Origin of the sequence: Butyricicoccus sp. AM27-36 (assembly GCF_003480945.1) — a bacterium.
Taxonomy (GTDB): Bacteria; Bacillota; Clostridia; order Oscillospirales; family Butyricicoccaceae; genus Agathobaculum; species Agathobaculum butyriciproducens.
Map to the genome: position 1 here is coordinate 198,124 of NZ_QUJR01000005.1, position 14,475 is coordinate 212,598.

Annotated in this window: 14 protein-coding genes and 1 tRNA gene; 4 read left to right on the forward strand and 11 right to left on the reverse strand. The window is 52.6% G+C overall.

The window, feature by feature from the left end:
- Positions 1-51: 51 nt before the first annotated feature.
- From DW724_RS08815 to DW724_RS08840, 6 genes are all read right to left on the reverse strand, one after another.
- A complete protein-coding gene (locus DW724_RS08815; protein WP_118761227.1) occupies positions 52-2,748 on the reverse strand; it encodes a heavy metal translocating P-type ATPase in 2,697 nt (898 codons plus the stop codon).
- A 5-nt stretch (positions 2,749-2,753) separates the two neighbouring features.
- Positions 2,754-3,059, reverse strand: coding sequence for an ArsR/SmtB family transcription factor (locus DW724_RS08820; RefSeq protein ID WP_117750896.1), 306 nt, complete (start codon positions 3,057-3,059; stop codon positions 2,754-2,756).
- A gap of 221 nt (positions 3,060-3,280) precedes the next feature.
- Entirely contained in the window at positions 3,281-4,204 is a 924-nt protein-coding gene (locus DW724_RS08825) for an SPFH domain-containing protein (RefSeq protein ID WP_118645575.1), read from the reverse strand.
- Positions 4,205-4,216: 12 nt separating this feature from the next.
- The gene (locus DW724_RS08830; protein ID WP_118761228.1) at positions 4,217-4,663 is read right to left on the reverse strand and encodes an NfeD family protein; all 447 of its coding nucleotides are present in this window, start codon (positions 4,661-4,663) and stop codon (positions 4,217-4,219) included.
- A gap of 154 nt (positions 4,664-4,817) precedes the next feature.
- Positions 4,818-5,183 carry a DUF2752 domain-containing protein gene (locus DW724_RS08835; RefSeq protein ID WP_118761229.1) on the reverse strand — a complete coding sequence of 122 codons (366 nt, stop codon included), beginning with the start codon at positions 5,181-5,183 and terminating at the stop codon, positions 4,818-4,820.
- Positions 5,183-6,787 (reverse strand): ABC-F family ATP-binding cassette domain-containing protein, encoded by a 1,605-nt coding sequence (locus DW724_RS08840; RefSeq protein ID WP_110436760.1) that lies wholly within the window; start codon positions 6,785-6,787, stop codon positions 5,183-5,185. The genes DW724_RS08835 and DW724_RS08840 overlap by 1 nt, the downstream gene beginning before the upstream one ends.
- A 182-nt stretch (positions 6,788-6,969) precedes the next feature.
- Here DW724_RS08840 and DW724_RS08845 point away from each other — a divergent pair, with 182 nt between their 5' ends.
- The 3 genes from DW724_RS08845 (at position 6,970) to DW724_RS08855 (ending at position 8,606) form a co-directional block, all read left to right on the forward strand.
- Positions 6,970-7,491, forward strand: coding sequence for a nitroreductase family protein (locus DW724_RS08845; protein ID WP_118761230.1), 522 nt, complete (start codon positions 6,970-6,972; stop codon positions 7,489-7,491).
- A gap of 116 nt (positions 7,492-7,607) precedes the next feature.
- Positions 7,608-8,324 carry an NAD-dependent protein deacylase gene (locus tag DW724_RS08850; RefSeq protein WP_117488005.1) on the forward strand — a complete coding sequence of 239 codons (717 nt, stop codon included), beginning with the start codon at positions 7,608-7,610 and terminating at the stop codon, positions 8,322-8,324.
- Positions 8,325-8,390: 66 nt separating this feature from the next.
- Positions 8,391-8,606 (forward strand): DUF378 domain-containing protein, encoded by a 216-nt coding sequence (locus DW724_RS08855; protein WP_118285795.1) that lies wholly within the window; start codon positions 8,391-8,393, stop codon positions 8,604-8,606.
- 80 nt (positions 8,607-8,686) lie between these two features.
- Here the strand turns inward: DW724_RS08855 and DW724_RS08860 are convergent, their stop codons facing one another.
- Positions 8,687-9,979, reverse strand: a complete 1,293-nt coding sequence (locus DW724_RS08860; protein WP_117488003.1) for an O-acetylhomoserine aminocarboxypropyltransferase/cysteine synthase family protein — start codon at positions 9,977-9,979, stop codon at positions 8,687-8,689.
- Positions 9,980-10,348: 369 nt separating this feature from the next.
- Complete coding sequence (locus tag DW724_RS08865; protein WP_110436756.1) at positions 10,349-11,761, reverse strand: glycine--tRNA ligase; 1,413 nt, start codon at positions 11,759-11,761, stop codon at positions 10,349-10,351.
- Between the two features lie 276 nt (positions 11,762-12,037).
- On the opposite strand from DW724_RS08865, the gene DW724_RS08870 reads away from it, so the two are divergent.
- Positions 12,038-12,114, forward strand: a tRNA-Ala gene (locus DW724_RS08870).
- Between the two features lie 118 nt (positions 12,115-12,232).
- On the opposite strand, the gene DW724_RS15805 is transcribed toward DW724_RS08870, so the two are convergent.
- The 3 genes from DW724_RS15805 to DW724_RS08880 form a co-directional block, all read right to left on the reverse strand.
- Positions 12,233-12,403, reverse strand: a complete 171-nt coding sequence (locus DW724_RS15805) for a hypothetical protein (protein WP_202183519.1) — start codon at positions 12,401-12,403, stop codon at positions 12,233-12,235.
- Positions 12,363-13,274 (reverse strand): helitron helicase-like domain-containing protein, encoded by a 912-nt coding sequence (locus tag DW724_RS08875; protein ID WP_243105714.1) that lies wholly within the window; start codon positions 13,272-13,274, stop codon positions 12,363-12,365. Before DW724_RS08875 ends, DW724_RS15805 begins: the two co-directional genes overlap by 41 nt.
- A gap of 129 nt (positions 13,275-13,403) precedes the next feature.
- Positions 13,404-14,471 carry an FtsK/SpoIIIE domain-containing protein gene (locus DW724_RS08880; protein ID WP_118761231.1) on the reverse strand — a complete coding sequence of 356 codons (1,068 nt, stop codon included), beginning with the start codon at positions 14,469-14,471 and terminating at the stop codon, positions 13,404-13,406.
- Positions 14,472-14,475: the final 4 nt, after the last annotated feature.

The window sequence follows — 14,475 nt, forward strand, 5'->3', positions numbered from 1 at the left end:
AAACAAAAAAATAAACGCGAAGAAAGCTTTTACACTTCCTTCGCGTTTTGCTTATTCCTCCGGAATTTCCGGCTTGCTACCGAGCAGTCGAGTCGTATTGAACACGGTCAGCACCGTGAGTACAGCATCGACGATAACTGCCATCCACATCTGCGCCAGACCGATCAGCGCCAGTACAGCAAGCACCAGCTTGATGGCGGCCAGCAGTGTCAGATTCTGCATTGCAACTCCGTGTGTAGTCTTGCAGACCTGAACAGCCTCACCGAGACCGCTCAGATCATTTGCGGTAATCAGTATATTCGCCGCATCCGCTGAATAGCGGGAGCCGCGCGTGCCCATTGCCACACCGACATCGGCCATCTTGAGCTGCTCGATATCGCTTACGCCGTCGCCGACATAGGCGGTCGTGCCGTCTGTCGGAATCGTGCGCATCATAAAGTCCAGCTTCGCTTGCTTTTCCTCGGGCATCAAACCGCAGTGAACGGTGTCGATGCCGGCGGCATTTGCAATTCGCTGAGTTGGTGTCTCAGCGTCACCGGTGATAAGCACCGTGCGCTCAACGCCCTGATCCTTGATCTTCTTGATCGCGTCAGCAGCGGACGGACGAACCGTATCCTCCAATTCAATCACACCGATGTGCGCCCCTTCACAGGCGATGTAAACAACCGTGCCGTCGATATCCGGCAAGCCCTTGACACCGCGGGAGACCATCAGCTTGCGGTTGCCTACCAGCAGAACGTGATCACCGATACGGGCGCGCACGCCACGGCCCGGGAATTCCTCAAATTCCTCGATCTTTGGCAGTTTTTCCTGGCATGCACTTGCGATTGCGCGCGCAATCGGATGCTGTGAAAGCTGCTCAGCTGCTGCGGCAAGTGCCAGACAGTTCTTTTCGGAAAACTCTTGTGTGGGATAAATCTTTTTAATCTGCAGATTGCCGTTGGTCACTGTGCCGGTCTTGTTGAACACGACCAGACGCAGGTCTGCAGTCCGTTCCATCGCTTCGCTGCCCTTCATGTGAACGCCTTCACTCTCAAGTCGGCCGCCGCCGCATACAAAAGCAAGCGGTACAGCCAGCGCCAGTGCGGTTGGACAGCAGGCGATGAGAAGCGTCAGTCCGCGATATATCCAGCCGGTCATATCTGAACCGGGCATGAACAGCGGCGGAAGTGCAGCTACCAGTACGGCAATGACGATCACAACCGGAACCAGACGCTTGGCATTACGCTGCGCACTTTTTTCCAACGCTGCCTTGTGCTCGGCGGCCGCATTCTGTACGCGGCGAATCTGACGAACCGCGCAGTCTTCATAGCGCGAAATCACACGAATCAGCATCAGAGAGCCGTTATACCGGCTGCCTGCCAGCACACGCGTGTTCTTATCAACTGCCATCGGCACGTTTTCGCCAGTAAGCACGCTGTCATCCACCGTGCCGTCTCCACGAAGTACAACGCCGTCAATCGGTACGCGCTCACCCGAGTGTACCAGAACCAGCTCGCCCAGACGGATATCTGCCAGCGGAACCTGACGCTGTTCGCCCTTCATATTGACGACCGTTGCCTTTTCCGACATGAAATCATGCTGCTGCGGCAATGCCTGATAGGTGGATGATAGAACGATATCGCCTGCAATTTTTCCAATCTCAAACAGGATGAGCACGATCGTTGCTTCTGCACGGCCGCCGAGCGCGAATGCGCCGATGGATGCCATTAGCACGAGCAGATATTCATCGAAAAATGAACCGTGTGTCAGATTGGTCAGCACACGCGCTGCAATCGGCAGCGCTGTGATCAAAAACGCCAACAGGCAGAGCGGCAATGCCGCGCTCGAACCTCCCATCGCGATTCCGGCCACAAGAACGATTGCCGCGGCAGCCAGCCGTGCGCCTGTGCTCTGCATATCCAACCGTGTCATCGGCTGATAGGTCACTTCGGCGCCTTCCTGTATACGGCGTGCATTTTCTCGCCGCAGACGGGTCTGCTCACGCCGACGCATTTTGGCCCGGTACTGTGCCTTCTGCACGAAATTCATACCGGTGGTATCGTCCGCGTCCTCCGGAACTTCGATTACCGGCGGTTCCGGTTTCTTTTCCTCCGGCTTTTTTTCATCCTTTGGTTTAGGCTTCTCCTTAGGTGCGGATTTTGCCTGTTCCTTTTTCTCCGCCTTGTCCTTTTCATGGTTTTTCAGTTTTTCTTTTAGCTTCTGCAGCCTGTCCGGCTTTTCCTCTACGATAGGCTCGAATTCCGCTTCCGCTGATTGTTCTTCCTCAGGAAGCTCGTCCTCTATACCTTCGTCGTCAAATTCCGGTTCATCCCAGTCGCCCTCGTCTTCAGCCTCATCCGGCGAATCTTCTTCTTCGTCAAATTCGTCTTCCGCATCTTCCGGCGTTTCCTCAGCTGCGTCTGATTCCTCCGAGGGCTTTGCAGCCTCAGCTGCCGCCGCTTCCTCTGGCGGCGTTTCCGCCTCCGGAGATTCGCTTTCACTTTGGTGCGATGTATCGGCTTCCGGTTCAGTCTCCGGCTGCTCCGCATTCTTGTCCGGCGGCTCAGGCTCGCCGGGCGGCGCTGATTCTTCTTTTTCAGGCGGTTTTTTGTTCTCTTCGGGTTTAGGCTTTTCCGGAGCGGCAAACAGCTGCGCTACTGCCGAATTTTCCAGATCCGCTAAAATCGAATCGACCTGTGCTAAAATATCTTCCGCCGTTGTCTGGTCCTTCTTCTGTTCCGAATCAGGGCGGTTATTTTCGCTCATTCCGTTTATCCCTCCTGCACGTGCGCGATTCCCTGTGCCAAAATGGTCTGAATATGATCATCGCACAGCGCATAGTATACTGTTTTTCCGGTTTTTCGACTCTTGACCAACCGCGCCTGTTTCAAAAAACGAAGCTGATGCGATATCGCGGACTGGCTCATGTTCAGCAGCGACGCAATATCGCAGACACACAGCTCCGCGGACACAAGCGCCGCCAGTATCCGCAAGCGGGTCTTGTCGGAAAACGCTTTGAAAAAATCTGATGCGGCTGTAGTGATCTCCTCTGCCGGCATTGCGCTGCGCGCTGCCATAACTGCGTCCGTATGGACGATATGCTCCTCGCAGCACTCCAGTTCTGCGTCTGTATGCTTTGCCGACAATTTGATCCCTCCCGCAATATGTGCATATCTATTCAACTTATGATAACATTCCAGTCCACTTCTGTCAAGAATCGAGTCGGACACAAATGACAATTTTGCGTGCAAAAAAGTCCTGCAGGCCGGATACGGTCTGCAGGACTTGAACGCATTTTTTACTTCTTGGGCTGTTCGCGCTTCGGATCGGTCATAACTTCCTTGAATGAGGTTGCCAGACCCGCAAGGCTCTGAATCTCGCTCGGGATAATGATCTTAGTTGCCTTGCCGTCAGCGGCGCTGCTGAATGCCTCGAGGGATTTCAGCTTGATAACCTGCTCCGTCGGTGCCGCTTCATTCAGCAGATTGATGGAATCTGCCAGTGCCTTCTGCACGGTAAGCAGCGCTTCCGCTTCACCTTCGGCCTCCTTGATCTTGGCAAGGCGATTTGCCTCTGCAGCAAGAACGGTTGCTTCCTTTTCACCTTCAGCCACCAGAATCGCGGACTGCTTTTTACCTTCCGCTACCAGAATGGACTCGCGGCGTTCGCGCTCGGCCTTCATCTGCTTCTCCATAGATTCCTGAATGGCAGCCGGCGGAATGATGTTCTTCAGCTCCACGCGGTTTACCTTAATGCCCCAGTCATCGGTCGCTTCATCGAGGATGGAGCGCATTTTGGTGTTGATGATATCGCGGCTGGTCAGCGTCTGGTCAAGCTCGAGATCACCGATGATGTTTCGCAGTGTGGTTGCAGTCAGATTTTCGATTGCCGCCATCGGACTTTCGATACCGTATGCAAACAGCTTCGGGTCGGTGATCTGGAAGTACACGACCGTGTCGATCTGCATGGTTACGTTATCCTTGGTGATAACCGGCTGCGGCGGAAAATCGACTACCTGCTCCTTGAGGGTTACCTTGCGGGCAATGCGCTCAAACAGCGGCACCTTGAAATGCAGGCCGGTGCTCCATGTGTCGCGGTAGGTACCGAGACGCTCGATAACATACGCCTTCGCCTGCGGCACGATCACGATATTGCTTGCAATGAACGCGATGAACAGAATAATCAGCACAATCCAGATGATGGGTACAATAATATAATCCATGATAACGCTCCTTTACAGTTGGTTCGGTTTTACAATCGCCTTGACGCCGCGGATCTCCACAACCGTGACTCTTGTCCCGATTGCAATTTGCGCGTCAGTCATACTGCGGGCTGTCCAGATCTTTCCGTTGATTTTCACCGCACCGGTCTCCAGAATATTGTCAATCGGTTCGGTAACAACAGCCGTCTGTCCGATGATACGATCTGCGTTGGTCGCCTGCTGCCGACTGCCGAGAAAACGGCGGCAGAGCGGACGCACCAGTACAAGCAGCAGCGCGGAGAACACGATGAACACAATCCACTGCCCCATCAGCCCGACCGAAAGGCTGGCTGCAATGAGTGCCGCGACACCGCCGGCAGCGAACCAGATGCCGCACAGCGTGAGTGTAAACGCCTCTACCGCTACACTGATGATAATGACAGCCAGCCAGATATACAGGCTGTCAATTCCAAACATCATAAACTATCCCCTCCCTTGGCAACAGTATAGCATGTGCCTACGAAAAAGTACAGCAAAACCCGATTAAATTTCCGGTTAATTTTTGCATATTGCACAAAATGTCGAATAAAACAAATCCGCCCGGACCGTGCAGTACAGTTCGAGCGGAAAATCTTCAAAAAATCAGCGGGTCATGCAGCGCAAGACGTATCAGCCAAATTGCGATATCCAGCACAATAACGCTCCACAGCAGCATGCGCTCGAGGTTTTTGGAGCCAAGAAGCGGCTTTTTGCCAAACAGTGCGTACAAAACGACTGTCGGCAGAACGAAAACCATCGGGTGAAACCGCAGTGCCGTACGAAAGTCCAGTCGGAGCAGAGCGGCAAGTGCACGGCTCAGTCCGCAGCCGGGACATGGCACGCCGGTCAAGTATTTGATCGGACAGTTCCAGCCAAACAGCAGCGCCGAGGCGTATGCCAGTGCACCCAGTATCAGCAGCACGAGCAGACCGTTCAGACCGCGCCGAAAGCGCTCCGGCATCAGCCCTTGTAGGTTTCGCGGAACTCGAGGAACTCGTCATAGGTGCATTCTTTGTCCAGAACGCCCTTTTCACGAATTTCGATAATACGGGTCGCAATGGTCTGCACGAACTCGTGGTCATGAGACGCGAACAGTACGGTGCCCTTGAAATCACGAACGCCGTTGTTGACTGCGGTGATGGATTCCAGATCGAGGTGGTTGGTCGGCTGGTCGATGACAAGCACGTTCGAGCCGAAGAGCATCATGCGCGCCAGCATCAGGCGAACCTTCTCACCGCCGGACAGTACGCGAACCGGCTTGTAAACATCGTCGCCGGAGAACAGCATACGGCCGAGGAAGCCGCGCAGCGTGGATTCCAGTGTATCCGTGCGGGAATACGGTGCGATCCAGTCGAGCATGTTTTCCTCGTGGCCCTCGAAGAACTCGTTGTTATCCTTCGGAAAATAGCTCTGCGAGGTGGTAACGCCCCACTTGAAGCTGCCCTCATCCGGTTTCATCTCACCCATAAGAATCTGGAACAGCGTAGTCATTGCCAGCTCGTTATCCGAGATGAACGCAATCTTGTCACCGCGGCGCACGATGAAAGATACGTTGTCGAGCACCTTCTCGCCGTCGATGGTCTTGGAGATGCCGCGCACCTCGAGAATGTCCTTGCCTGCCTCACGGTCCGCGTCAAACGCTACCCACGGGTAACGGCGGGACGAAGCCGGCATTTCCTCGACAGACAGCTTGTCGATCAGCTTGCGGCGGCTGGTCGCCTGACGGGACTTGGACTTGTTTGCCGCAAAACGCTGAATGAAGTTCTGCAGTTCCTTGATCTTTTCCTCGTTCTTGCGGTTCTGATCCTTGATCATGCGCTGAACCAGCTGAGAGGACTCATACCAGAACTCGTAGTTGCCGACATACAGCTTGATCTTGCCGTAATCGATATCAACGATATGGGTACATACATTGTTCAGGAAGTGACGGTCATGCGATACAACGAGGACGGTACCCTCAAAATCGGCAAGGAAGTCCTCCAGCCAGCGGACTGCCTGAATATCCAGATGGTTGGTAGGCTCGTCCAGCAGCAGAATATCCGGCTTGCCGAACAGCGCACGCGCCAGCAGCACCTTGACCTTCTCGACGTCACCGAGGTTCTTCATCTCGGTGTACAGGATGGCATCTGCATCCAGACCCAGACCGTTCAGCAGCTGGCTGGCCTCGGTCTCGGCGTCCCAACCGCCCATTTCAGCAAACTCGGACTCCAGCTCGGCAGCCCTGTTGCCGTCCTCCTCGGTGAACGGGTCCTTCATGTAGAGCGCATCCTTTTCGTGCATGACCTCAAGCAGACGCTCGTTGCCGCCGAGAACCGTGTTGAGAACGGTCTCCTCGTTGAAGGCGAAGTGGTCCTGCTTGAGTACGCTCATACGGGTCTTGGGCGCAATCGAAACCGTGCCGGTGGACGGGTCCAGATCGCCGGACAGAATGCGCAGGAAGGTAGACTTGCCTGCACCGTTTGCACCGATAACACCGTAGCAGTTGCCTTGGGTAAATTTCAGGTTTACATCTTTGAACAGTGGCTCGCCGCTGAAGTTTAAGCTAAGATCGCTGATAGTGATCATGTAAGAGATTCCTCCCGCATTATTTTTCAATTAGAATCAGTATACCACACAAACCGCTGTTTTCACAGATAATTTACAGATGCAGCCGCATTTTTGTTCATGTTGTCTTGAAACGACACCCAGAATGCTATATACTATATTTATAAATATCAATCCCTATTTGTTTCAGGAGGTTTTTCCCTATGTCTAACCTGATGGAAGTTATCAAGTCTCGCCGCTCTACGCGCGCGTTCAAGTCCGAGCTGCCGCCGAAGGATCAGATCATGCAGATTGTTGAAGCTGCTGAATGGGCGCCTTCCGGCATGGGCAAGTACCTGTGGCACTTTACCGTGATTTACAATGCAGAGAAGTCGCTCAAGCTGGCTCGTGCCGTTGCTGAGGCAGACAATCGCGGTCCGGAGTATAATTTCTACGGTGCACCGGTCAACATCATCATTTCCTACAAGCGGGATGAGCACCACGCTCTGGTAGACGGCGTTGCTGCAATGGAGAATCTGCTGCTGATGGCTACCGAGCTTGGCCTCGGCTCCTGCTGGATCAACCAGCTGCGCGAGACCTGCGACGTACCCGAGGTTCGTGCACTGCTGACTGAGTACGGCGTACCGGAGGATCATATCGTTGTCTGCTCCGCTGCAATTGGCTACATCGAGAAGGAAACGCCGGCAAAGCCGCGTCATGAGGGCTTAGTTTCGATTACCGAATAATCGAAACAATGGAAAATTGAGAATTGAAAATGCCGCTATTCTTGCGTGCATTAAATCACTCGGCTGTGCCGAATACCTTAATTTTCAATTCATTAGCGACGAAAGGAGCTAATATCATGGATGAGAAGATTGCTAAATTAAAAGAATGGATCGATGGCAGCGACAATATTGTCTTTTTCGGCGGTGCGGGCGTATCGACCGAGAGCGGCATTCCGGATTTCCGCTCGGTGGACGGTCTATACAACCAGCAGTACAAATACCCGCCGGAGACCATTCTCAGCCACACGTTCTTTTTGAGTGAAACCGAGGAGTTTTACCGCTTCTATCGGGCGAAAATGCTGGCGCTCGATGCAAAGCCGAACGCGGCTCACCTCAAGCTGGCCGAGTGGGAACGCGAGGGCAAGTGTCGTGCCGTTGTAACGCAGAACATCGACGGTCTGCACCAGAAGGCAGGCTCGAAGGAAGTGCTTGAGCTGCACGGCTCAGTACTGCGTAACTACTGTATGCGCTGCCGCAAGCCATATCCGGTTGAGAATATCGCCAAGGGCACCGGCATTCCGCGATGCTCCTGCGGCGGCATTATCAAACCGGATGTCGTGCTGTACGAGGAGGGACTCGACAGCTACACGATCAACAAGAGCGTAGACTACATCTCCAAGGCTGATATTCTGATTATCGGCGGCACATCGCTGGCTGTGTATCCGGCCGCTGGTCTGATCGACTATTACCGCGGCAATAAGCTGGTTTTGGTCAATAAGTCCCCTACTCCTGCGGATCGCCGTGCTGATCTGGTCATTCATGCGCCGATCGGTGAGGTTTTCTCGCAGCTGTAACGTTAAAAATGTATGAAACTCCCCTTTTCGGTTATACTGACTGCAAACCGAAAGGGGAGTTTTTCTATGCTTATCGACAAAATCGCACTGATACTGATGATTATCGGCGGTCTGAACTGGGGACTGATCGGCATTTTCAAGCTCGATCTGGTCGCGCTGCTGTGCGGCGGACAGACCGGCGCCATCAGCCGCATCGTCTACACCCTAGTCGGACTGGCGGCAGCATGGTGTATCTCGCTGCTCTTCCGACAGGATGACACCACACAGCAGCCGAAAAGTTGAATAAAAAGCAAAGCCCGCCGGAAACGGCGGGTTTTGCTTGTCAAATTGTAAGAGGTAAATAGGAATACGCGATACTTTGCTTAGTTAAATGCCTGCTCGAGGTCAGCCAGAATATCGTTGATATTCTCGGTGCCAATGGACAGACGGATGGTGCCCTGATGGATACCCTGATCCTCCAGTTCCTCTGCGGTCAGCTGCGAGTGAGTGGTGGTTGCCGGATGGATGACCAGACTCTTAACGTCAGCAACATTTGCCAACAGAGAAAAGATCTGCAGCTTGTCAATGAACTTAAATGCTGCTTCCTTTCCGCCCTTGATATCGAAGGTGAAGATGGATGCGCCGCCGTTCGGGAAGTACTTCTCGTACAGAGCATGATCCGGGTGGTTCGGCAGAGACGGATGGTTTACATGCTCAACCTGCGGGTGATTGGTCAGGAACTCAACGACCTTCTTGGTGTTCTCAACGTGACGTTCGATACGCAGAGACAGAGTCTCGGTGCCCTGCAGCAGCAGGAATGCGTTGAACGGAGAAATGGTAGCACCGGTATCACGCAGCAGGATAGCGCGGATGTAGGTTACGAACGCAGCAGGACCAACAGCATCTGCGAAAGAGATGCCGTGATAGCTCGGGTTCGGCTCAGCGATCGGCGCATACTTGCCGGATGCCTTCCAGTCGAACTTGCCGGAATCAACAATGATGCCGCCGAGGGTCGTGCCGTGGCCGCCGATGAACTTGGTAGCAGAGTGAACAACGATATCAGCGCCGTACTCAATCGGACGGATGAGGTACGGGGTACCGAAAGTGTTGTCGATTACGAGCGGCAGACCGTGCTTGTGCGCAATCTTTGCGATAGCCTCGATATCCGGAATATCGGAATTCGGGTTGCCGAGAGTCTCGATGTAAACCGCCTTAGTATTGTCCTTGATAGCGCCTTCCAGTTCTTCCAGATTGTGTGCATCAACGAAGGTGGTCTCAACGCCGAACTGCGGCAGAGTATGTGCCAGCAGGTTGTAGCTGCCGCCGTAGATGGTCTTCTGTGCTACGATGTGGTCGCCGGCCTGAGCAAGTGCCTGAATGGTGTAAGTGATTGCTGCGGCACCGGAAGCGGTAGCCAGAGCAGCAACACCACCCTCGAGCGCTGCAATGCGCTTCTCGAACACATCCTGCGTAGAATTGGTCAGACGACCGTAGATATTGCCTGCGTCAGCCAGACCGAAACGGTCTGCCGCGTGCTGACTGTCATGGAAAACATAAGAAGTGGTCTGGTAGATCGGAACTGCACGGGAATCGGTAACCGGGTCAGCGGTTTCCTGACCGATGTGCAGCTGCTTGGTTTCAAAGGACCAGTTTTCGGTATTCTTGATAGTTGCCATGATGAATTATCTCCTTTTTATACATTCCATAAAGTTGTTTGTGACTTGCTGTAATAAAAAGAAGAATCACATTCGCCCAAATCGGAAATTCGAGCGGAGCAGCTTTTCAAAGTAGTATCGCATAACCGCTTCTCCTAAATTCATATTATTTCACTGGGATTGCTATGATTATACTAAATACCCCCTCTCCTGTCAACCCTTTCCGACAAACTTTTTTCGTTCCGGCAGATTGCCCAATTTCCGATGGCCCAATCCCTATTTTTTCGATAGGTTTTGGAGTGGTGTTTCCTGTTCGCCATCCAAATAAAAGAAAACCGCCGCACAGGGATTGTGCAGCGGTTTTGATGATCAATGTTCAGCAGCGAAAAATCAGAACTCGATCTTCTTTGCGATATAAGCAGCAACTTCCTCAATCTTGATGCGCTCCTGCTCCATAGTGTCACGGTCACGAACGGTTACGCAGCCGTCCTGCTCGGTCTCGAAATCGACGGTTACGCAGTACGGTGTACCGATCTCGTCCTCACGGCGATAGCGCTTACCGATAGAGCCTGCATCGTCAAAATCAACAGAGAACTGCTTAGCCAGCTCCTGCCAGATCGGCATAGCCTTGTCGGTCAGCTTCTTGGACAGCGGCAGTACAGCAGCCTTGAACGGTGCCAGAGCCGGATGCAGACGCAGAACAGTACGAACATCGTCCTTGCCGTTCTTGTCCTGACCTACGACTTCCTCGTCGTAAGCGTCGCACAGGAAGGCCAGTGCAACACGGTCAGCACCAAGCGAAGGCTCGATAACATACGGAATATACTTCTCGTTTGCTTCCTGATCGAAGTATTCCATCGAAACACCCGAGGTGTTCTGATGCTGGGTCAGGTCGAAATTAGTGCGGTCGGCAATGCCCCACAGCTCGCCCCAGCCAAACGGGAACATAAACTCGATATCGGTGGTAGCGTTGGAGTAGTGAGACAGCTCCTCCGGATCGTGGTCGCGCAGACGCAGGTTCTCGTCCTTCATGCCGAGAGACAGCAGGAAGTTGTGGCAGTAATCCTTCCAGTACTTGAACCACTCAAGGTCGGTGCCCGGCTTGCAGAAGAACTCCAGTTCCATCTGCTCAAACTCGCGGGTACGGAAGGTGAAGTTGCCCGGGGTGATCTCGTTGCGGAAGGACTTGCCCACCTGACCAACGCCGAACGGAATCTTCTTACGGGTGGTGCGCTGGATGTTCTGGAAGTTTACGAAGATGCCCTGTGCGGTCTCCGGACGCAGATACAGCTCGTTCTTCGCGTTCTCGGTAACGCCCTGGAAGGTCTTGAACATCAGATTGAACTGACGGATGTCGGTCCAGTTGTGCTTGCCGCAGGTCGGGCATGCGATCTCATGCTCATCAATGAATGCCTTCATCTCAGCCTGGCTGAGCGCGTCAACACTCTTGCCGAGATCGTAGTTATTCTCAGCACACCAGTCCTCAATTACCTTATCGGCACGGAAACGCTCCTTGCACTCCTTGCAGTCCATCAGCGGGTCAGAGAATCCGCCAACGTGACCGGAAGCAACCCAGGTCATCGGGTTCATCAGGATCGCGGAGTCAAGACCTACATTGTACTGGCTCTCCTGCACAAATTTCTTGCGCCATGCTGCCTTGACGTTGTTCTTGAACTCAACGCCGAGCGGACCGTAGTCCCAGGTGTTTGCAAGACCGCCGTAAATCTCCGAGCCGGAGTATACGAAGCCGCGGCCCTTGCAAAGCGCTACGATCTTTTCCATTGTTTTTTCGCTGTTTTTCATGTTAAATTCTCCTTTTGGCACAGCTGGCTGCTGCACGCTGTTTTTGCTTTGCACCCGAAAAAAGTGCTTGACATGAAATTATTCTACCGTTATAATTAATAATTGTCAAGGGTAGTTTAGCGAATTAAACGAATAGAGTTTGGTTTGATCGGTAAATCGCTTGCAAAAAGTTGACATTTGGGCGTTTAGCGCAGTTGCAAGCAGTGCGGAAAGCAGTCTCCGTCTTCCCTGTTCAGTTGAGTTTGGTCAAAACACTTTTCTTGACAACATATATTCGGGCTTGTAGCTCAGTTTGGGAGAGCGTTCGGTTCGCATCCGAGAGGTCGAGGGTTCGATCCCCTTCAAGTCCACCAAATCAAGATAATCCGAACCTTTTTCCGGTAGGGAATGGGTTCGGATTTATCATTTATTTAGACGAAATAGTGTAACGCAAAACGGCGGCGGTATGTGTGGTACATACTGCCGCCGCTGTTATTGGGGATTATCCCCCTGTTCTTGCTGCTGTGCTTGCCATTCGGCAAAGGCCCGTTTGCCCTCGTCACTTTTAAAATAGCTTTGCATATCCGGGAGCAGACAGCGGGCAATCGCCTCTAACTCATAGTCAGGTATCTTTGGATGGTATTGCTTCTTGCGCTGTGTCAATCTGGCCTCCCTCCTTTGAGGCACTATTGTATTGTCGATAGTTGATAATGTTTTTGACTGCCCCGGCTTCATCGGTAATGGAGATTGTCTTTTCATAGGTGAGCGGTGCGCCGTGTACCAATGCTTGCGCTTCGGCTTCCGTTGTCTGCCATATTTCCGGCCTTTTCACCCCCCGGCTTGCCCGGTACAGATTAAAGCCGGGCGGGTACAGGTGCAGCCGCGCCCCTTTGATAATTGCTTTCTTTCGGTGCTTGCCTTGTTCGTCTGTTATTTCCGCCTCGGCTATCTGTCCTTTTGCATTTCCGACGCGGAGCGCTTCCGATAATTCCATATCGCCCAGATATGCGGTTAGGTACAAGCCGGGGTTGTCAATTTCTTGTAGGCTTTTGGTCTTGGTAAATCCATGCCCCCAAATCCGCGCCATATCTGCATTAGGAATGAAAGGTGCTTTTTTCGGGAACAGAAAGAGGCAATGCAAATGCCATGCGCCCCGCCCTTGCGGTTCTGCTGCTGTGATATATTCCGCAGGTTGGTATTCATGCTTTTTGAGATAGTACCGAAACCGCTGCCAGAAACGGCGGAAATCCTCGTAGACACGCCTTTCATCCCGCATATTTTCTTTATATGTCAGCGTTACCCACAATGCCGTTTCCGGGGCTGTTAGATTGGCATTGATTAAGTCGCGCAGCTTGCGGAGCGATTGTGCAACACTGGCTTTGCTGTCTGCCCGGTTTGCGGAATGACAGAACTCTTTGACTTCGCCCGTTCGCTTATCAACATATAAGTCGGCGTTTACCTTTTCAATGACAGCACATGGAGTGGAACGCATATAGCGAACTTCAATCACATTCCCGCATCGTTTGACCGTCACAGGCGTTTCCGCCCTGTCTGGCCGCACATCCAGGATTCTGTCAATGTTCATAAAATATCAAGTTAAGCCGCCTGCGGCGGCGGGCGGTTCGGCGGCTCTCGCGCTGCTTCGCCGCCCGCTCCGCCCGTTTTAACGGCTCATTGCCTCTTGAATCGCCTTGTCCAAAGCATCCATGCTCTGCACCTCTGCAATTCTGATTTTCTCGATACCAACGCCATCAATATAAAGATGCCCCTCGCGCTTGCTGCACTGTGTAATGGATTCTGCAACTTCATCCGGGAAGAGCATTCTCCGCCCCTCACGGCTAAGATTGCCAAGGGCAAGACAGCATTGAAAGTTATCTCTCGCCCCGGCAAAATAAGTCGCGTCCGGCCTTTGGATTCCGATAATAGGAAAGAAGCGATATGCCCGCCCTAGCATGAGCAGCTCCGCGAGCCTCGCCTTTGCCTGCTCAGCGGTTTTCTTATCCAAGGATAGAAGAAAGCTGCCCCACTCATCAATAATAAGATATTGGGGCGCACCCGCTGTGCTGTTTTCCTGCTGTTGCTTGAACGCCGCATAGTAATCTTCCAAGCCTTGTAGACAGTCTGCATAGCCATAATATCTGGGCTTGTCAGAAAGACTTCGAAAGTCAAATTGCTTGAAATCAAGTAACCAGATTTTCGCGTCCGGCTGAAAGCGTGCAATCTTCGTAAGCAGAATTTTAAGGGCAACGGTTTTCCCTGTGCCAGTCGCACCAACGATAAGCATATTGATTATGTGTTTTACATCAATACTGCCCGAAGCGGAATCGTCGGGCGTGAATAAGGCGGGGCGAATATATTTTTGCGGAAGAAAGTACAAAAGGGTATAGTTTATATTACGCCCGTACTCCATGCGGAAAATTCCGCCCATTATTACCCGCAGTCGCTCATAATGGCTGTTAAAATCCGGCAGCGACAACCCCTTGTTATTGACCTTCAAAATCAAGCCGTGGGGCTTGCCTTTATCGCGTTTAACGCTGACTAGCGCAGGGTATTCGTTTTGCGCGTTATGCAATCCGCAGCATCGCACAGCGCGGTCAAATCGTCGTTTCAAAAGCGGCGGTGTACGAATGACTTGAATAAGGCAGATAACCACAGTCAAGGTGAGGGCAAGTGCAACAGCATAGAAAGTGAAATTATCATTTTGAAATATTAGATTTTTTACTTGCTCCATGCAA